We start from the raw sequence: 18,353 nt of genomic DNA, 5'->3' as shown, positions 1-18,353 counted from the left end.
AAGGCTTGCCCGCGACGGCATTCTCCAGATCGCCATCGCGGGCAAGCCTTGCTTCCACAAGAGCTCTGCATCCGCCAGTGATGTGCGCAAACCATAAAAAAGGCGACTACCGTGAGGAAGTCGCCTTTTTTTGTGCACGAAGATTTTAGGTCGGCATGTTGCGCGCGTAGAAGATTTCCAGCATTTCGTGCTTCACACGGTCGGTCACCTGGGCGCGTTGATCAGAGGACAGGCTGTTGGTGGCATCGCCGAACAGGTAGTTATCCAGTTCGAAGTTCTTCAGCAGCATTTTGGTGTGGAACAGGTTTTCCTGGTACACGTTCACGTCAGTCATCTGGTAGTTGGCGCGGGTGTCTTCGGACAGGTAGTTCTGGATCGAGTTGATCTCGTGGTCGATGAAGTGCTTCTTGCCTTCAACGTCACGAGTGAAACCGCGCACACGATAATCCACGGTCACGATGTCCGAATCGAACTGGTGAATCAGGAAATTGAGCGCTTTAAGCGGTGAAATGACACCACAGGTCGACACGTCAATGTCTACACGGAATGTCGCAATACCATCGTCCGGATGGATTTCCGGGTAGGTGTGCACCGTGATGTGGCTTTTGTCGAGGTGGGCCAGGATGATTTCCGGCAACGGGCCCGGGGACTCTTCGATCTGGCTGTCGGTCGGGGTTACCGGCTCTTCAGAGATCAGAATCGTGACGCTGGCACCCTGTGGTTCATAGTCCTGACTGGCAATGTTCAGGATGTTGGCACCAATGATATCGACAACTTCCGTGAGGATCTGCGTCAGGCGCTTCGCGTTGTACTCTTTATTGATGTACTCGACGTAGGCCTGCTGGTCTTGCGGGGTTTCCGCGTAGCAGATGTCATAGATGTTGAAGCTCAAGGTCTTTGTCAGGTTATTGAACCCGTGGAGCTTGAGTTTGCTTTTCACCGTTAAAAACTCTCTATGTATTGCGGCCCGGGCCGCGTGATCAAGCATGCCCGTCAGATGCGAACAACGCACCTGCGTAGGACGGTTAACACCTCTTCGCGATGGCGATTTTGGTTGTCTGTTCGGGTGAGTGGCCTGTCGGTAGACGGTCCACGACCCTGAAAAAAGTGGCGCATTATGCAGACGTCAGCTTGGGATCGCCAGAGTCTGCACTGCTTTTATGATAGTTGAATGTCGATTCAACCGAGTTCGATGATCTCGTAGTCGTGGGTAATCGCCACGCCTGCCGCCCCAAGCATGATCGAAGCCGAGCAATACTTCTCGGCGGACAGTTCGATGGCACGCTTGACCTGCGCTTCCTTGAGCCCCCGGCCCTTGACCACGAAGTGCATGTGGATCTTGGTAAAGACCTTCGGGTCCTCGCTCGCGCGCTCGGCTTCAAGGAAGGCTTCGCAGCTTTCGACCGCCTGACGGGATTTCTTGAGGATGCTGACCACATCGAAATTGCTGCAACCGCCGACACCCAGCAGGAGCATTTCCATCGGCCGGACACCCAGGTTGCGACCGCCTGCATCGGGCGGACCGTCCATGACTACGACATGACCGCTGCCGGATTCACCGAGGAACATGGCTTCGCCAGCCCATTGGATGCGTGCCTTCATCGCCCAGACTCCACTACATAAAAAAGGGTCGCCAGCTTAGCACAGGGCCCCGTTTTGACAGCGCTCACCCGCGCAGGACTTAACCTGCCCGCACTGCGGCAAAATCTCGAATATTGCAGAAAGTGTCTGTTATGCTGGCGCCAAATCGCTGGCGCATAACCAGCGCTGAAGCGAACTACAAGATCGTCCGATCGCGGCCCGAACTGTCGTCAGCTCCTGCAAAAAAACCAAATCTACCGTGCAGTCTTTTCGGGATACAACCATGGTTGCTATTGCCCCCACCCCCAAGATCAAGAATCTCGACAAGTTGCTGATGCACTGCCAGCGCCGTCGTTACCAGGCCAAGAGCAACATCATTTGCGCCGGCGACCGATCGGAGTCGCTGTTCTTCATTATCAAGGGTTCGGTCACCATCCTGATCGAAGACGATGATGGCCGGGAAATGATCATCGCGTACCTGAACACCGGGGATTTTTTTGGTGAGCTGGGCCTGTTCGAACAGGCCGGCCAGGAACAGCAACGCAGTGCCTGGGTGCGCGCCAAGATCGAGTGCGAAGTCGCGGAAATCAGTTATGCGAAATTCCGTGAACTGGCGTTGCAGGATCCGGACATTCTTTACGTGCTCAGCGGCCAGATCGCCCAGCGCCTGCGCAACACCACCCGTAAGGTCGGCGACCTGGCCTTCTTCGACGTGACCGGCCGCGTCGCCCGCTGCCTGCTTGAGTTGTGCAAGCAGCCAGACGCCATGACCCATCCCGACGGGATGCAGATTAAGGTAACCCGTCAGGAAATCGGGCGGATTGTCGGGTGTTCCCGAGAGATGGTTGGTCGCGTGCTCAAGGATCTTGAGGAGCGCAACCTGGTGAACGTCAAAGGCAAGACCATGGTGATCTTCGGCACGCGCTAAGCGCCGAACATCTGCGCCAGCATTTGCCGGTAGAGCTGTTCAAGCCGCGTCAATGCGTTCGGCGCGCTGAATTTCTCATGCAAGGCTATGTGGCTTGCTGCGCGCACTCGCTGCTCCAGGCCACAGGCTTCGTTGAAACGATTGACGGCGGCGACCATGAATTCGCGCTCGTTATCGAGCAACAACGCCCCATGTACCAATCCTACCGGCCGGGTGCCGCCCTTGCTTTGTCGCCAGCGCTGAGCGGTGCCGACCATTTTGCGCCCGTCGAGATTGACGTTGAAACGCCCGTCACAGAATGCGCCTTCCACTTCGCCAAGAGACGACGAGCCGCCCAGCTCATCCAGCAATTGACAGATTGGATCGCAAAGGCGTCGATAAGCAGTTTCGATACGATTCTGATCACCCTCGCTGCGCGGCGGCGCGTAGACCAATGCGATGTTGATTGTGGCGGCGGACTGCGGCACCGGCTCGCCCCCGGTTTCACGCAGGAGCACTGGCCAACCTGCCGCTGCGGATACTTCGCTGGCGGCTTCGAAGGCGGGCAAGCGACTCAAGCGCCTAGGCATGACCAGCGCCCGATCACTGGGCTGCCAGAACAGCAGGCCGAATTCTGCTTCGCCGGTGCAGATCTGGGCGAGCAGGTCTTGTTCGGCCAACAGGCCGGCTTCTACAGTGAGTGAGGTCGGGAGCATGAAGTATTCCGTGGTGATCTGAAAACCGCTATCGCGAGCAGGCTCACTCCTACATTTTGATCCGGGTGTACACAAGTTTTGTGTTCACCAACAATCACTGTAGGAGTGAGCCTGCTCGCGATGCTTTTCAGTCGAGTGTAGAAACGCTAACCGCACTACCGCGCTCAGGGAAAAACAACCGCTGCAACTCGGTGCCCGGGCTTTCTGCACGCATGAACGCTTCGCCCACCAGGAATGCATAGACATCGCTGATTTCCATCAGCTCGACATCGGCCCGGTTAAGAATGCCGCTCTCGGTAATCACCAGGCGATCACGCGGAATACGCGGCAACAGATCCAGGGTGATTTCCAGGCTAACGTCGAAGGTATGCAGATTGCGGTTGTTGATGCCCACCAGCGGAGTGTCGAGGGTTTTCAAAGCCCGCTCCAGCTCGTCACCATCGTGGACCTCTACCAGCACATCAAGGCCGACGGCTTTGGCCACAGCCGCCAGCTCGGCCATCTTCACGTCATCCAGTGCGGAGACGATCAACAGCACGCAGTCCGCGCCCAGCGCCCGGGCTTCGACGATCTGGTACGGGTCGATCATGAAGTCCTTGCGGATCACTGGCAGTTGGCAGGCGGCGCGCGCTTGCTGCAGGTAGGCATCGGCACCCTGGAAGTAATCAATATCGGTGAGCACTGAGAGGCAGGTGGCGCCGCCCTTTTCGTAGCTGCGGGCGATGTCAGCCGGCACGAAGTTTTCGCGGATCACGCCTTTGCTCGGCGAGGCTTTCTTGATCTCGGCAATGACCGCCGGCTGCTTCGACTTGGCCTGAGTGATCAGTGCGTTGGCAAAACCACGGGGGGCATCGGCCGCCTTGGCCAGGCCTTCCAGCTCGGCCAGGCTCACACGAGCACTGCGCTCGGCGACTTCCTGGACTTTGCGCGCCAGAATGTTTTCCAGAACCGTCGGTACACTCATCCTTCATTCTCCACTCTGAATACCGCGGTAAATGCACCCAGCTCCTCAAGCTTTTCCCGAGCAAGACCTGTGTGCAGCGCATCGTGCGCCAGGGCAACGCCCTCTTTCAAACTGGTGGCATGGTCGGCGGCGTACAGCGCGGCACCGGCATTGAGCACAATCATCTCCGCCGCTTTCTGACCATTCTCGGTTTTGCGCTTGCCCAAGGCATCGCGGATCAGTTCGAGCGACGCCGCCGGACTGTCGACTGCCAGGCCGTGCAGGCTCTGGCTCTTCATGCCGAGGTCTTCCGGCTCGACCCAATATTCGGTGATCTGGTCGTTCTTCAATTCCGCCACAAAGGTCGGCGCGGCGAGACTGAACTCGTCCAGGCCATCTTTCGAGTGCACCACCAGCACGTGCTTGCTGCCCAGGCGCTGCAGGACTTCGGCCAATGGCCGGCACAACGCCTGGCTGAACACGCCTACCACTTGATGTTTGACCCCAGCCGGATTCGTAAGCGGGCCGAGCATGTTGAACATAGTGCGCAAGCCCAAGTCGCGGCGCGGACCGGCGGCATGTTTCATGGCGCTGTGATGGGTCTGGGCGAACATGAAGCCGATGCCGACGTTGTCGATGCAGCGCGCTACCTGGACCGGTGTCAGGTTCAGGTAGATACCGGCCGCCTCCAGCAAATCGGCGCTACCGCTCTTGCCCGACACTGCGCGGTTACCGTGCTTGGCAACGGTGCAACCGGCCGCCGCGACTACAAACGAGGAAGCGGTGGACACATTGAAGATATTGGCACCGTCACCGCCAGTGCCCACCACGTCGACCACGCCGTTCAGGGTCTTGAGTTCGACCTTGTCGGCCAGCTCGCGCATCACCGACACGGCGCCGACGATCTCGTCGATGCTTTCGCTTTTCATGCGCATGGCCATCATGAATGCGCCGATCTGCGCATCCGTGCATTGTCCGGTCATGATTTCGCGCATGACATCACGCATCTCGTCCGTGCTCAGATCGAGGTGGCCGACGATACGGCTCAGGGCTGTCTTGATATCCATGGAAAGTCCTTAGCGCGTGCCGCCGGTTTGTTTGAGGAAGTTGGCGAACAGTTCGTGGCCCTGCTCGGTAAGGATCGACTCGGGGTGAAACTGCACCCCCTCGATGTTCAGCGTCTTGTGGCGCAGGCCCATGATTTCGTCCACCGAGCCATCTTCCAGCTGAGTCCAGGCCGTCAGTTCAAGGCAATCAGGCAAGGTTTCGCGCTTGACGATCAGCGAGTGATAACGGGTGACCGTCAGCGGCCGATTCAGGCCTTCGAACACACCCTTGTCCTCGTGGAATACCGGGCTAGTCTTACCGTGCATCACTTGGCGCGCGCGGACCACATCACCACCAAAGGCCTGGCCGATGGACTGGTGACCGAGGCAGACGCCGAGGATTGGCAGTTTGCCGGCGAAGTGCTTGATGGCTTCAATGGAAATACCGGCTTCGGTCGGCGTGCAAGGACCTGGAGATACCACGATGCGCTCAGGGTTGAGTGCTTCGATTTCGGCAATGGTGAGTTCATCGTTGCGCACGACTTTGACCTGGGAGCCGAGCTCACCAAGGTACTGCACAACGTTGTAGGTAAAAGAGTCGTAGTTATCGATCATCAGCAACATGGCGCTGGGAACCTCTTGAATTCACTGAGTTTGAACATGACCTTCAGACGATTACCCGCAGGGCGCTACGCTTTGTCGGGTGCTGGAAGGGCGCCAGCAAAGCGGCAGGTACAACGGGTAGAGAAGGTAAATCGGTACAGGTCCGGCGAGGCCGGCAAAGAATTCAGGCGCGCCAACGCCAGCGGGCGTGTGCCTTGATGACTTGATCCAGGATTTTGCTGATGATCAACACGGGGAAGGTCTCATTCATACGTTTAAGCACAGTAACTTAGCTGGGCGGAGCGTGCAATATGGCGGTGACGCTGGCTGCGCAAACAATAGAAGGGATCACGACGGATGGCAAAAGGCCGGATTTTTTTGGTACTGTCGTTCCGTCACTACAACAATAAATAAAACGGACTTGCTCATGATCAAACAGACGCTGTTTGTACCGCTTGCTGGATGCCTGCTCGCCATGGCTTGCGCACAGGCGATTGCTGCTCCCAATCCCTACTCGAATTTCGTCGTCTTTGGCGACAGCCTCAACGACGCCGGTACCTTCACCGACACGGGCGGGCCGGCCGGCGCCACCCAGCGCTTCACTAACCGGACGGGGCCGGTCTATCAGGATGGCAGCGGCGAGTTTCGCTCGCTCAACTCAACCCAGCTACTCGGCGGGCGCCTCGGTTTTTCAGCAGACGAGACGGCTGCATCGACCTCGGCGGTGCGCGCCAATGCAGGGCTGGTTGACGGCAATAACTGGGCAGTCGGCGGTTATCGCACCGACCAGATCCTCGACTCGATCACCACCCAGTCCGCTACAGGCGAGCGCACCCGGGTCGGTTATCTGCCATCGAACAATTTCCGCGCCGATCCGAATGCACTGTATTACCTCTCCGGTGGCGGTAACGACTTTCTGCAGGGGCGCATCCTCAGTCCGGCCCAGGCCAACGCGGCAGCGGACCGCCTGGCTGACAGCGTGCAAGTGCTGCAGACCGCCGGCGCCAAGTACGTGATGGTCTGGTTACTGCCGGATATCGGCCTGACGCCAGCGATCAATGGCTCCCCACTGCAAACGGCGGCCACCCAGCTCAGCAACCAGTTCAACCTGCAGCTGGTGCAACGCTTGCAGGGCATCAACGCGGAAATCATCCCGCTGAATATTCCCCTGCTGTTGCAGGAAACCTTTGCTGACCCGGGACGCTTCGGCCTGGCGACCAATCAGAACCTGACGGCCACCTGCTTCAGCGGCAACGGCTGCACGGAGAACGCCACCTACGGCATCAACAGTGCCACGCCGGACCCGACCAAGCTTATCTATAACGATGGGGTGCATCCGACCGAAGCCGGGCAAAAGCTGATTTCCGATTACGCCTATTCCCTGCTCGCGGCCCCCTGGGAACTGACGCTGCTCCCGGAAATGGCCCACGCTACATTACGCGCGCATCAGGATGAGCTGCGCAGCCAATGGCAATCGGACTGGGAAGACTGGCAAGCGGTCGGACAGTGGCGCGCCATTGTGGCCGGCGGCGGCCAGCACCTGGACATCGACAGCCAGAGCAGCGGCGCCAGTGCCGATGGCAGCGGCTATAACCTGAACGTGGGTGGCAGCTATCGCCTCAATGACGCCTGGCGCGTGGGTGTCGCGGGCGGTTTCTACCGGCAGAACCTGGAAGCTGGCAACAACGATTCGGACTACAAACTCAACAGCTATCTGGCCACGGCCTTCGCTCAGTTCCAGCAGAACCGCTGGTGGGCGGATGCGGCGCTGACAGGCGGCAATCTGGACTACGAAAACCTCAAGCGCAAGTTCGACCTGGGCGCCAGTGAAGGCGCGGAAAAAGGCGACACTGACGGGCATCTCTGGGCGTTCAGCACTCGCGTGGGCTACGACATTGCGCAACCGGGCAGCCAGTGGCACCTGTCGCCGTTTGTCAGTGCCGATTACGCCAAGGTGGAAGTTGACGGCTATTCGGAGAAGAGCAATCGGGCGACCGCATTGACGTTCGATGACCAGACCCGCGACTCGAAGCGCCTGGGCGTCGGCTTGCAGGGCAAATATCAGATCACCTCGCAAACCCGGGTGTTTGGTGAGTATGCCTTCGAGCGCGAGTACGAGGACGATGTGCAGAAGGTCAACATCGCCCTCAACAGCTTGCCGGCAAACGATTTCACACTTGAGGGCTATACCCCGCAAAGTCATTTGAACCGGTTGAATCTGGGCGTGAGTCACAACCTCACCAAGGACCTGGCGTTGCGCGCCAGCTACATCATTCGCAAGGATGACGACTTTACCCAGCAAGGCGTCAACCTGGGGGTGGCGCTGGATTTCTGATCCGCTGATCTGCAGGCACAAAAAAACGCGACGCCCTCACAGGCGCCGCGCTTATTTGTGAACAAAATTCCTGTAGGAGTGAGCCTGCTCGCGATAGGCCGGCACAGCTGACATTTATGCAGTCTGACCCACCGCTATCGCGAGCAGGCTCACTCCTACAGAGGGGGGTTGCTGAATCAGGTACCCGGGGTTTGCTCGGCCAGTGCCACCGCGCGGAACATCGCGCGACGCTTGTTCAGGGTTTCTTCCCATTCCAGCGCCGGTACCGAGTCGGCGACGATGCCGCCACCAGCCTGAACATGCAGTTCGCCATTCTTGATCACTGCCGTGCGGATCGCGATGGCGGTGTCCATGTTGCCGTTCCAGGCAAAGTAACCCACCGCCCCGCCATAGACTCCGCGCTTGACCGGTTCGAGCTCGTCGATGATTTCCATCGCGCGAATCTTCGGTGCACCGGACAAGGTACCCGCCGGCAGAATCGCCCGCAGCGCATCCATCGCCGTCAGCCCGGCTTTCAATTGGCCGGTGACATTGGAAACGATGTGCATCACGTTGGAATAACGCTCGATGACCATCTTCTCTGTGAGTTTCACCGAACCGATTTCCGATACCCGGCCAGTATCGTTACGGCCGAGGTCAATCAGCATCAAGTGCTCGGCGATTTCCTTGTCGTCGGACAGCAGGTCCTGCTCCAGCGCCAGGTCCGCCTCTTCGTTGGCGCCCCGCGGACGAGTGCCGGCAATCGGGCGCACAGTAATCAAGTTGTCTTCAACCCGCACCAGCACTTCCGGCGAACTGCCGACGACGTGGAAGTCACCGAAGTTGAAGAAGTACATGTACGGCGTCGGATTGAAGCAACGCAGCGCCCGGTACAGATCGATCGGGGCCGCCTTGAAGTCGATCGACATGCGCTGGGACGGCACGACCTGCATGCAGTCACCGGCAAGGATATATTCCTTGATGGTGTCGACGGCTTTTTCGTAATCGTCCTGGGTGAAGCTGGAACGGAACACCGGGTCAGCCGACTGCTGCTTGCTGAAGTCCAGGCCGCGGCGCGGAGTGATCGGCTGGCGAAGTTTTTCCAGCAGCTCCTGCAGGCGCGCCTGGCCTTGCTCGAAGGCATCTTCCTGCGCCGGGTCCGCCAGGACGATGGCGTGCATCTTGCCGGCGAGGTTGTCGAATACCACCACGGCATCGGAAACCATCAACAGGATGTCCGGCACGCCCAGCGGGTCGGGGTTCGGGCACTTGCCCAGACGCTTCTCGACATAACGCACGCAGTCATAACCGAAGTAACCCACCAGGCCGCCGTTGAAACGCGGCAGGCCAGGGATGGTTGGCACGTTGTAGCGAGCCTTGAATTCTTCGACGAAGGCTAGCGGATCTTCAGTCTCGTGAGTCTCGATCTCGGCGCCGTCGTGGGTCACGCTGACGTGGTGATCGTGTACACGCAGCACGGTGCGGCACGGCAGGCCGATGATCGAATAACGGCCCCACTTCTCCCCGCCCTGCACCGATTCCAGCAGGTAGGAGTTCGGCTCGTCGGCCAGTTTCAGGTAGATCGACAGTGGCGTGTCGAAGTCGGCCAGAGTTTCGCAGGCCAGGGGAATACGGTTGTAGCCGGCAGCGGCCAAACGCAGGAATTCTTCACGGATCATGGGGTAGCCTCGTGGCTTGAGGTGCTAACAGTCAGGTGTGCAAACGCGCCGGATGACCGGCCAGAATCAAGTCAGGCGCGCCAACGCCAGCGGGCCAGGGCCTTGATGACTTTCATCCAGAGTTTGCGGGTGACCACCACGATGGCGTTTCCAGAAGGGGGTTGGACAGCGTCGGGCAACGTTATCCCAGAGCCCGCATCCAGGCAACCGGGAATTAGCTTGCGCAAGTCATCGATCACCAGTGCCGGCAATTCTTCGGCAATCGGCCGGCCGTGGTTGTAGCCGTAACTGAGCGCGACACACTTGACCCCTGCCGCTTTCGCCGCCAACACGTCGCTGCGCGAATCACCGACGAACAACGATTGCGAAGCCGGGATGTTGGCCATTTTCATCACGAAGAACAGCGCGGCCGGGTCGGGTTTCTTCTGCGGCAAGGTATCGCCGCCGATGATCCATTTGAAGTAGCGACCGATCTTCATCTGATCCAGCAGCGGTGCGACGAAGCGCTCCGGCTTGTTGGTGATCAGGGCCATTTCCACGCCCTGCTTGTGCAGCCATTTCAGTGTGTCGCGCACACCCGGGTAGACCACGGTGAGTTCATGGCTATCGCTGTAGGCTTGCATGAAGATATCCAGCGCGCCTTCGGCTTCACCATCATCAACCGTCGAATGATCGATGCCGCCAGCCAATGCACGGCGCACCAGCACCGGCGCGCCGTTGCCCACCCACTCGCGCACCGACGCCAGGCCCGCCGGTTGGCGGCCGAGCTTGAGCAGCATGTTATCCACGGCCACCGCCAGGTCGGGGACGGAATCGATCAGCGTGCCATCCAGATCGAACATCACCAGGCGCGGCAAAGACCCCGGGAACAGCTGCTCAAAGCCACTCATGGACGCGCCAGCGCCAGTTCGGCGCGCATCTTCTCGATCACTTCCTGATAGTTCGGCGCATTGAAGATGGCCGACCCGGCGACAAAAGTGTCGGCGCCCGCTGCAGCTATTTCACGAATGTTGTTCACGTTGACGCCGCCGTCGATTTCCAGGCGAATGTCACGCCCGCTGGCATCGATCAATGCCCGCGCTTCACGCAGCTTGTCGAGGGTGCCGGGGATGAACTTCTGCCCGCCGAAGCCCGGGTTGACGCTCATCAGCAAGATCATGTCGACCTTGTCCATCACGTACTTGAGTACGTCCAGCGGAGTCGCCGGGTTGAACACCAGGCCCGACTTGCAGCCGCCCTCGCGGATCAGTTGCAGGGAACGGTCGACGTGCTGCGTGGCTTCCGGGTGAAAGGTGATGTAGGTCGCACCCGCTTCGATGAAATCTCCGACGATGCGGTCCACCGGGCTGACCATCAGGTGCGCATCGATCGGCGCGGTCACACCGTACTTGCGCAGCGCCGCGCAGACCATCGGGCCAATAGTCAGGTTGGGCACATAGTGGTTGTCCATGACGTCGAAGTGCACGAAGTCGGCGCCAGCGGCCAGGACATTGTCCACTTCCTCGCCCAGGCGGGCGAAGTCGGCGGAGAGAATCGACGGAGCAATTACGAAGGGCTGCATGACGCACCTTTTCTGAGCAAAATCACGATGGCGCGCATTGTATACCTCATGCTTTGACGCGCGCGACGTGACTGCGATGATCAGTACGCCGCCCGGTAGATCTTCTCGATATCGACGGCGCTCAATTGACGGGGATTGTTGCGCATCAGGCGCTCGATCCCCGCCGCTTCAACGGCCATGGCTGCAATAGCGTCCTCGGGCACCCCGAAGCTGCGCAGTCCCTGTGGGATTTCAACCGCGGCGCACAATCGCGCCATGGCCTCGACGGCTTTGTCTGCTGCCTCACTCGCACTCAGATGAGCGGTCCTGACCCCCATGGCCTCGGCAATATCCTGCATTCGCTCGACGCACGCCATCTTGTTCCAGGTCATCACATGGGGCAGCAACAACGCATTGCTGACGCCGTGGGCGATGTTGAAGCGCCCGCCCAGGGGATACGCCAACGCATGCACCGCACCGACCCCGGCATTGCCGAACGCCATGCCGGCCATCAGGCTGGCGGTGGCCATGTCCTCACGGGCTTGCAGGTTCGAAGGATTGGCGTAGGCCTTGGGCAGCGCCTTGGCAATCAACTTGACGGCGCCAATGGCCAGGGCATCGGTAATGGGCGAGGCATTGACCGACAGGTAGGATTCAATCGCGTGCACCAGCGCATCGACGCCACTGGCGGCCGTGACACTGCGCGGGCAGGTCAGGGTCATCTGCGGGCTGACCAGCGCGACGTCCGGCAGCAGGTAATCGCTGACGATGCCCTTCTTCAGTTGCGCGAGCTTGTCGGACAGGATCGCCACGTTGGTGACTTCCGAACCGGTGCCGGCGGTGGTCGGAATGGCAATCAGCGGCGGGCCTTTGCGCGGTACCTGGTCGACACCGAACAGATCTTCCAGCGCGCCGTGATAACCGGCGTAGGCGGCGACGCTCTTGGCGATATCGATCGCACTGCCACCGCCCAGGCCGATGAGTCCGTCGTGGCCGCCTGCGCGATAAACGCGCATGCAATCTTCGACGATGGCGATTTCCGGGTCAGGCAGCACCCGATCAAAAATCTCGTATGACCGACCGCCCAACTGCGCGAGTGCCAGCTCGACGGTACCGGATTTGACCAGGGCCGCGTCGGTGACGATCAGTGGGTTGTCGATATCCAGGCGGGTCAGTTCGGCGGCGAGTTGCTCGATGGCGCCTGCGCCGGTGAGCAGTTTGTGAGCGATTTTGAAGGAGGAAAGACTCATGTGCGCAGCCTCTTATAAGTAGGGGAGCTGGGCAACAATAGTAGCTGGGGATTGGGGGTTGTCTGCTATTCAGGTCATGAATGACCGAAGATCTCGAGGGCCATACAAATCCCCCCCTGTAGGAGCTGCCGAAGGCTGCGATCTTTTGACTTTGCTTCTTAAGATCAAAAGATCGCAGCCTTCGGCAGCTCCTACGGGGGATGCTTCAGACCTGGGCGGTGCGCAGTTTCTCGCTGCGCCCGCGCAGCCATTCCAGAGTCAGCAGCAGGATCACCGAGAAGGCGATCAACAGCGTCGCCGCTGCGGCAATGGTCGGGCTGAGGTTTTCGCGAATTCCGCTGAACATCTGCCGAGGCAAAGTCGCCTGCTCGGGACCGGCGAGGAACAGCGTCACGACCACTTCATCGAACGAAGTCGCGAAGGCGAACAGCGCACCGGAGATCACGCCGGGAGCAATCAACGGCAATGTCACCCGACGGAATGCCGTCAGTGGCGAAGCCCCCAGGCTTGCAGCAGCCCGCACCAGATTGTGGTTAAACCCCTGCAAGGTCGCCGACACGGTGATGATCACAAACGGCACGCCCAACACCGCGTGCACCACGATCAACGAGAAGAAGCTGTTGCCCAATCCCAGCGGTGCAAAGAACAGATAACTGGCCACGCCAATGATCACCACCGGCACCACCATTGGCGAAATCACCAGGGCCATGACCAGCGCCTTGCCGGGAAAATCACCCCGGGTCAGGCCGATCGCCGCCAGCGTGCCGAAGATCATTGCCAGCACCGTGGCTGCCGGGGCGACGATGATGCTGTTCTTCAGTGCACGCATCCATTCCGCCGATGCAAAGAAATCGTGATACCACTGCAGCGAGAAGCCTTGCAGCGGGTACACCAGGAAGCTTCCCGAGTTGAATGACAGCGGGATGATCACCAACACTGGCAGAATCAGGAACAACAGGATCAGCCCGCAGAGGATCCGCAAACTGTAGAACCACACCCGTTCGATCGGCGACATGTAAGGATTCAGCATTTCGTTCTCCCCTTAGCTCAGGCGCAGGCGACTGGCGCCCACCAGCCAGCTGTAAATCAGATAAAGCACCACGGTCGCCAACAGCAGCAGCCCACCGAGCGCGGTCGCCATGCCCCAGTTGATACTGGTGTTGGTGTAGAAGGCGACGAAGTAACTGACCATCTGATCGTTCGGGCTGCCCAGCAACGCCGGGGTGATGTAGTAGCCGATGGCGAGGATAAACACCAACAGGCAACCGGCGCCGACACCGGCATAGGTCTGCGGGAAGTACACCCGCCAGAAGCTGGCAAACGGATGGCAGCCGAGGGAAATCGCGGCGCGCATGTAAGTCGGCGAGATGCCTTTCATCACGCTGTAGATCGGCAGGATCATGAACGGCAGCAGGATGTGCACCATCGAGATGTAGACCCCGGTGCGGTTGAACACCAGCTCCAGCGGTTTGTCGATGATGCCCATGGCCATCAACCCGCTGTTGATCAGGCCACCCGATTGCAGCAGCACGATCCACGCGGCGACTCGCACCAGGATCGAGGTCCAGAATGGCAACAGCACCAGGATCATCAACAGGTTGCTTTGCCGGGACGGCAGGTTAGCCAGCAGATAAGCCAGCGGATACGCCAACACCAGGCAGATCGCCGTGATGACCAGGCCCATCCAGAAAGTGCGGGCGAAGATGTCCAGGTAAATCGCCTGGTCAGGGGTGGCCGGGGCGACTTCGCCGAGGTCGTCGATGCGGTGATCGACGGCCGCCAGCAGGTAATAAGGCGTAATGCTACTAGTGTTGCGGCGCACGGCTTGCCAATAGGCAGGATCGCCCCAGCGCTCGTCGAGACCTTCCAGCGCTTCTTTATAAGAGGCCGGTTCAGTGGCGAATGGCAAGGCACGGGCGGTCTTGGTCAGCAGGCTGCGGTAGCCGGCCAGCTCCATGTTCAGGCGCTTGGACAGGTCGCCCAGGGTCTGATTCTTGCGGGCTTCGGCGAGGTCTTCGCTGGCGGCCTTGTACACCGGTTCAGCGGGCAGGCCGCGGCCGTCCCAACTGGCGATGGCGGTCACGGTGCGCGGCATGCCGCCGACCACTTCCGGGTTGCCAACACTTTTATAGAGCAGCGCCACAATCGGCACCAGGAACACCAGCAGCAGGAACAGCACCAGTGGCGCGATCAAGGCCTGGGCCTTCCAGCGGTTGATCCGCTCGGCGTGCTTGAGCCGCTGCTTCAAGGTGGGGTCAGTGCCCGCGTTCAGGGGAATGGCGGTGGCCATGGCGTACTCCGGAAATCTTTGGATGGGCGACATCACTCTCGGTGATGCCGCATTACATCAATATTCTTGAAACAGACACCGGCCCTGTAGGAGCTGGCGCAGCCTGCGATCTTTTGCTTCTGGCTTTGCGAAACCGCATTTAAACCAAGATCAAAAGATCGCAGCCTTCGGCAGCTCCTACAGGCGAAGCATTACTTCGCTGCCCAGGAATTGAAACGCTGCTCCAGTTGCTCGCCGTTGTCAGCCCAGAAGCTGACGTCGATCTGCACCTGGTTGGCGATGTTTTCCGGGGTGGTCGGCATGTCTTTCAGCACTTCCTTGGACAGCAACGGTACGGCCTGGGTGTTGGCCGGGCCGTAGGCGATGTTTTCCGAGTAGGTCTTCTGCTGCTGCGGTGCCACCGAGAACGCGATGAATTTCTTCGCCGCTTCAGCCCGTGCTTTATCCAGACCCTTTGGAATCGCCCACGCGTCGAAGTCGTAGATGCCGCCGTTCCACACGACCTTCAGGTTGCTTTCTTTCTGCACGGCAGCGATCCGGCCGTTGTAGGCCGAGCTCATGACCACGTCACCGGAAGCGAGATATTGCGGCGGTTGTGCGCCGGCTTCCCACCACTGAATGCTTGGCTTGAGTTCATCGAGCTTCTTGAACGCGCGGTCCTGACCGTCTTTGCCGGCCAGCACTTTGTAGACGTCCTTCGGCGCTACGCCATCGGCCATCAAGGCGAATTCCAGGGTGTATTTGGCGCCTTTACGCAGGCCGCGCTTGCCCGGGAAGGTCTTGGTGTCCCAGAAGTCGACCCAACTGGTCGGCGCGGTTTTCAGCTTGTCGGCGTTGTAGGCCAGCACGGTCGACCACACGAAGAACCCCACGCCGCAAGGCTGGATGGCGCCCTTGACGTAGTCTTCGGTCTTGCCGAACAGCGCAGGGTCAAGCTGCTCGAACATGTCTTCGTCGCAACCGCGGGACAGTTCCGGCGATTCAACTTCCACCAGGTCCCAGGACACGCTCTTGGTATCGACCATGGCCTTGACCTTGGCCATCTCGCCGTTGTATTCGCCCGCCACGATCTTGCCGTTGCCCGCTGCTTCCCACGGTGCGTAGAAGGCTTTGACCTGAGCCGCCTTGTTCGCCCCACCAAAAGACACGACAGTCAGGTCCGGACCTGCCGCCATTGCGTGTGCCGCACCGATCATGCCCATGACCAGGGCGGTGAATTTCAGGGATTTCAACATTTATATTGTTCTCCACGTGCAGGGTTGGTGTTGCAGGGGGCGATCAATTCGCCTCTAGAAGGGGGTCGAGCGCGCGAACGTGTTCGACTTGCCAGCCAAGCGGTACCACGTCACCAACGGCCAGCGCGGGATCGAGCTCGGCAATCGGCTGTTTCACAAAGAAATCGGTCTTGCCGCAGACTTCCAGGCGTACCCGGACGTGGTCGCCCAGATAGATGAATTCCGCCACCCGTCCCGAGAAGCGATTGACGCAGGACTCGCTGGAACCGTTAAGGCTCACCCGCTCCGGGCGAATCGATAACGTGACGGGTTCGCCGGTCTTGCCAACGTTCACCGCCAGCGCCTCGACCTTCTCGCCGCGGCCCAGCTCGACCACGCAGCGGTCGCCGGTGTGGCTGTGCAAGCGACCATTGAGGCGGTTGTTCTCGCCGATGAAGTTGGCGACGAAGGTGTTTTTCGGTTCTTCATAGAGGCTGCGCGGCGGCGCGATCTGCTGGATTTCACCCTGGTGGAACACAGCCACTCGATCAGACATGGTCAGGGCTTCACCCTGGTCGTGAGTCACGTAGACCACGGTCACGCCGAGGCGCTGGTGCAGATGTTTGATTTCCATCTGCATGTGCTCGCGCAGCTGTTTATCCAGTGCGCCGAGGGGTTCGTCCATCAGCACCAGCTGGGGTTCGAATACCAATGCCCGGGCCAGGGCCACGCGTTGTTGCTGACCACCGGAAAGTTGCGCCGGGTAGCGCTGGGCGAAGGCGTCGAGCTGCACCATGCTCAGGACTTTCTTGACCTTGTCGCTGACGTCGCTCTTGTTCAGGCCGCGCACGGTCAGCGGGAACGCGAGGTTCTCGGCCACGGTCATGTGCGGGAACAAGGCGTAGTTCTGGAACACCATGCCGATGTCGCGCTTGTGCGGCGGCACATTGTTGATGGAGCGCCCGGCGAGGAGGATTTCGCCTGCGGTCGGGGTTTCGAAACCGGCGAGCATCATCAGGCTGGTGGTCTTGCCGGAACCGGACGGCCCGAGCAACGTGAGGAATTCGCCTTTGCGAATATCCAGGTTGAGGTCTTTGACGATCAGGTTCTCGCCGTCGTAGCTCTTCTGCACTCCACGAAAGCTGACCAGAATATCGCTGGCCCCTGCGCTTGAATCGACCTGGCTCATACCCACACCTTTGTTGTTGATGACTGCTGTGGACTAAGCCTAGTGGACGCTGGGAGCGGCGCAAATCGGGGGGCAGGAGAGAATGGCCTCAGCCGGATGGAAGGTTGGGGGTAGGGATTGCCCTACAAGGATGGCGCGTTTTGACTAATGCAGCGGCGAATTACCGGCTGCAACCCTCAAGCACAGGCGAAAACAGTTTTGAGGGATGTCGCAGATGGATACGTCGCCGCATCCTCCACTGTAGGAGCTGCCGAAGGCTGCGATCTTTTGATCTTTCTTGAAGGCGCCAAGATCAAAAGATCGCAGCCTTCGGCAGCTCCTACGCCGGTCACCGCAATCAGAGGAGTTTATGCTCCATCGCATACTTCACCAGCTCTGCCAGGGAGGTGATGTTGAGCTTCTGCATCAGCCGCGCCTTGTGGGTGCTGATGGTCTTGCTGCTCAGGGCCAGTTGCTGGGCGATGTCGTTGACGTTAGCGCCCTGGGCCAGGCGTTCGAACACCGAAAATTCGCGCTCTGACAGCAGCGAATGCAATGGCCGCGAATCGGTCAGCCCCACCTCGAAGACCATCCGATCAGCCAGGTCAGGATCGATATAGCGCCCACCCGCTGCCACCTTGCGGATCGCCGTCAGCAGCAGCGCCGGATCGCTGTCCTTGGTCGCGTAGCCTGCCGCGCCCACCTTTAATGCACGCGCAGCCATTTGCGCTTCGTCGTGCATCGACAGCACCAGGATCGCCGGTGGATTGTTCAGCGCGCGAATCCGCGGGATCGCCTCCAGGCCATTGACCCCAGGCATGGAGATATCCAGCAGCACCACTTCGCAAGGCACATGGCGCAGGGTCTCGAGCAACTGTTCGCCATTGCTCGCCTCGCCTACCACCAGCAGGTCCTTGGCCAGGCCGATCAGCTGCTTGATGCCTTCGCGGACAATGGTGTGGTCTTCGGCTACCAGTACACGGATCACATTTTTCTCCATTTTTCTTGTGTCAGATCCAAAATCTATCGCGAGCAGGCTCACTCCTACAGGATCGGAGTCGGTGCACAGACCCTGTAGGAGTGAGCCTGCTCGCGATGGCGC

General features: G+C 59.7%; 17 protein-coding genes. 2 read left to right on the top strand and 15 right to left on the bottom strand.

Annotated elements, in window-relative coordinates; all coding sequences use genetic code 11:
• Positions 1-145: 145 nt before the first annotated feature.
• Both speD and ACYZTK_RS17960 read right to left on the bottom strand, forming a co-directional pair.
• Positions 146-940 (bottom strand): adenosylmethionine decarboxylase, encoded by a 795-nt coding sequence (speD, locus tag ACYZTK_RS17965; RefSeq protein ID WP_462011109.1) that lies wholly within the window; start codon positions 938-940, stop codon positions 146-148.
• A gap of 239 nt (positions 941-1,179) precedes the next feature.
• A complete protein-coding gene (locus ACYZTK_RS17960; RefSeq protein WP_092277352.1) occupies positions 1,180-1,602 on the bottom strand; it encodes an OsmC family protein in 423 nt (140 codons plus the stop codon).
• A 262-nt stretch (positions 1,603-1,864) separates the two neighbouring features.
• On the opposite strand from ACYZTK_RS17960, the gene crp reads away from it, so the two are divergent.
• On the top strand, positions 1,865-2,509 hold the full coding sequence (crp, locus tag ACYZTK_RS17955; protein ID WP_462011108.1) for a cAMP-activated global transcriptional regulator CRP: 645 nt from the start codon (positions 1,865-1,867) through the stop codon (positions 2,507-2,509).
• On the opposite strand, the gene ACYZTK_RS17950 is transcribed toward crp, so the two are convergent.
• The 4 genes from ACYZTK_RS17950 to ACYZTK_RS17935 form a co-directional block, all read right to left on the bottom strand.
• The gene (locus ACYZTK_RS17950; RefSeq protein WP_462011107.1) at positions 2,506-3,204 is read right to left on the bottom strand and encodes a lipoyl protein ligase domain-containing protein; all 699 of its coding nucleotides are present in this window, start codon (positions 3,202-3,204) and stop codon (positions 2,506-2,508) included. The genes crp and ACYZTK_RS17950 overlap by 4 nt on opposite strands.
• 127 nt (positions 3,205-3,331) lie before the next feature.
• Positions 3,332-4,168 (bottom strand): indole-3-glycerol phosphate synthase TrpC, encoded by an 837-nt coding sequence (gene trpC / locus ACYZTK_RS17945; RefSeq protein WP_462011106.1) that lies wholly within the window; start codon positions 4,166-4,168, stop codon positions 3,332-3,334.
• A complete protein-coding gene (gene trpD, locus ACYZTK_RS17940) occupies positions 4,165-5,214 on the bottom strand; it encodes an anthranilate phosphoribosyltransferase (RefSeq protein ID WP_462011105.1) in 1,050 nt (349 codons plus the stop codon). The genes trpC and trpD overlap by 4 nt, the downstream gene beginning before the upstream one ends.
• Positions 5,215-5,223: 9 nt before the next feature.
• Positions 5,224-5,817: an aminodeoxychorismate/anthranilate synthase component II gene (locus ACYZTK_RS17935; protein ID WP_007906885.1), complete on the bottom strand. Its 594-nt coding sequence runs from the start codon at positions 5,815-5,817 to the stop codon at positions 5,224-5,226.
• A 406-nt stretch (positions 5,818-6,223) separates the two neighbouring features.
• Between ACYZTK_RS17935 and estP the strand changes: the two genes are divergently transcribed.
• Positions 6,224-8,131 (top strand): esterase EstP, encoded by a 1,908-nt coding sequence (gene estP / locus ACYZTK_RS17930; protein ID WP_462011104.1) that lies wholly within the window; start codon positions 6,224-6,226, stop codon positions 8,129-8,131.
• Positions 8,132-8,307: 176 nt separating this feature from the next.
• Here estP and trpE read toward each other — a convergent pair whose 3' ends face one another.
• From trpE to ACYZTK_RS17885, 9 genes are all read right to left on the bottom strand, one after another.
• Complete coding sequence (gene trpE, locus ACYZTK_RS17925) at positions 8,308-9,789, bottom strand: anthranilate synthase component I (protein WP_462011103.1); 1,482 nt, start codon at positions 9,787-9,789, stop codon at positions 8,308-8,310.
• 71 nt (positions 9,790-9,860) lie between these two features.
• Entirely contained in the window at positions 9,861-10,679 is an 819-nt protein-coding gene (locus ACYZTK_RS17920; RefSeq protein WP_462011102.1) for a phosphoglycolate phosphatase, read from the bottom strand.
• On the bottom strand, positions 10,676-11,350 hold the full coding sequence (rpe, locus tag ACYZTK_RS17915) for a ribulose-phosphate 3-epimerase (protein WP_059407370.1): 675 nt from the start codon (positions 11,348-11,350) through the stop codon (positions 10,676-10,678). Before rpe ends, ACYZTK_RS17920 begins: the two co-directional genes overlap by 4 nt.
• An 80-nt stretch (positions 11,351-11,430) precedes the next feature.
• The gene (locus ACYZTK_RS17910; protein ID WP_462011101.1) at positions 11,431-12,579 is read right to left on the bottom strand and encodes an iron-containing alcohol dehydrogenase; all 1,149 of its coding nucleotides are present in this window, start codon (positions 12,577-12,579) and stop codon (positions 11,431-11,433) included.
• Between the two features lie 205 nt (positions 12,580-12,784).
• Positions 12,785-13,609, bottom strand: coding sequence for an ABC transporter permease (locus tag ACYZTK_RS17905; protein ID WP_462011100.1), 825 nt, complete (start codon positions 13,607-13,609; stop codon positions 12,785-12,787).
• Between the two features lie 12 nt (positions 13,610-13,621).
• Positions 13,622-14,869, bottom strand: a complete 1,248-nt coding sequence (locus ACYZTK_RS17900) for an ABC transporter permease (RefSeq protein WP_462011099.1) — start codon at positions 14,867-14,869, stop codon at positions 13,622-13,624.
• A 191-nt stretch (positions 14,870-15,060) separates the two neighbouring features.
• Positions 15,061-16,104 carry an ABC transporter substrate-binding protein gene (locus ACYZTK_RS17895; protein ID WP_462011098.1) on the bottom strand — a complete coding sequence of 348 codons (1,044 nt, stop codon included), beginning with the start codon at positions 16,102-16,104 and terminating at the stop codon, positions 15,061-15,063.
• A gap of 43 nt (positions 16,105-16,147) precedes the next feature.
• Positions 16,148-17,272: an ABC transporter ATP-binding protein gene (locus ACYZTK_RS17890; RefSeq protein ID WP_462011097.1), complete on the bottom strand. Its 1,125-nt coding sequence runs from the start codon at positions 17,270-17,272 to the stop codon at positions 16,148-16,150.
• Between the two features lie 337 nt (positions 17,273-17,609).
• A complete protein-coding gene (locus ACYZTK_RS17885) occupies positions 17,610-18,251 on the bottom strand; it encodes a response regulator (protein ID WP_174160275.1) in 642 nt (213 codons plus the stop codon).
• Positions 18,252-18,353 lie beyond the last annotated feature (102 nt).

The organism is Pseudomonas sp. LB3P31 (genome assembly GCF_054897945.1).
The sequence above is the reverse complement of the archived record's forward strand: the minus strand, read 5'-3'. Positions and strand labels throughout refer to the sequence as shown.

Coding starts and splice junctions, on each gene's coding strand:
- ACYZTK_RS17900 (WP_462011099.1), bottom strand. CDS start 14,869: ATGGCCACCGCCATTCCCCTGAACGCGGGCACTGACCCCACCTTGAAG.
- ACYZTK_RS17960 (WP_092277352.1), bottom strand. CDS start 1,602: ATGAAGGCACGCATCCAATGGGCTGGCGAAGCCATGTTCCTCGGTGAA.
- ACYZTK_RS17885 (WP_174160275.1), bottom strand. CDS start 18,251: ATGGAGAAAAATGTGATCCGTGTACTGGTAGCCGAAGACCACACCATT.
- trpC (WP_462011106.1), bottom strand. CDS start 4,168: ATGAGTGTACCGACGGTTCTGGAAAACATTCTGGCGCGCAAAGTCCAG.
- trpE (WP_462011103.1), bottom strand. CDS start 9,789: ATGATCCGTGAAGAATTCCTGCGTTTGGCCGCTGCCGGCTACAACCGT.
- rpe (WP_059407370.1), bottom strand. CDS start 11,350: ATGCAGCCCTTCGTAATTGCTCCGTCGATTCTCTCCGCCGACTTCGCC.
- crp (WP_462011108.1), top strand. CDS start 1,865: ATGGTTGCTATTGCCCCCACCCCCAAGATCAAGAATCTCGACAAGTTG.
- ACYZTK_RS17935 (WP_007906885.1), bottom strand. CDS start 5,817: ATGTTGCTGATGATCGATAACTACGACTCTTTTACCTACAACGTTGTG.
- estP (WP_462011104.1), top strand. CDS start 6,224: ATGATCAAACAGACGCTGTTTGTACCGCTTGCTGGATGCCTGCTCGCC.
- ACYZTK_RS17905 (WP_462011100.1), bottom strand. CDS start 13,609: ATGCTGAATCCTTACATGTCGCCGATCGAACGGGTGTGGTTCTACAGT.
- trpD (WP_462011105.1), bottom strand. CDS start 5,214: ATGGATATCAAGACAGCCCTGAGCCGTATCGTCGGCCACCTCGATCTG.
- ACYZTK_RS17910 (WP_462011101.1), bottom strand. CDS start 12,579: ATGAGTCTTTCCTCCTTCAAAATCGCTCACAAACTGCTCACCGGCGCA.
- ACYZTK_RS17890 (WP_462011097.1), bottom strand. CDS start 17,272: ATGAGCCAGGTCGATTCAAGCGCAGGGGCCAGCGATATTCTGGTCAGC.
- ACYZTK_RS17895 (WP_462011098.1), bottom strand. CDS start 16,104: ATGTTGAAATCCCTGAAATTCACCGCCCTGGTCATGGGCATGATCGGT.
- ACYZTK_RS17920 (WP_462011102.1), bottom strand. CDS start 10,679: ATGAGTGGCTTTGAGCAGCTGTTCCCGGGGTCTTTGCCGCGCCTGGTG.
- ACYZTK_RS17950 (WP_462011107.1), bottom strand. CDS start 3,204: ATGCTCCCGACCTCACTCACTGTAGAAGCCGGCCTGTTGGCCGAACAA.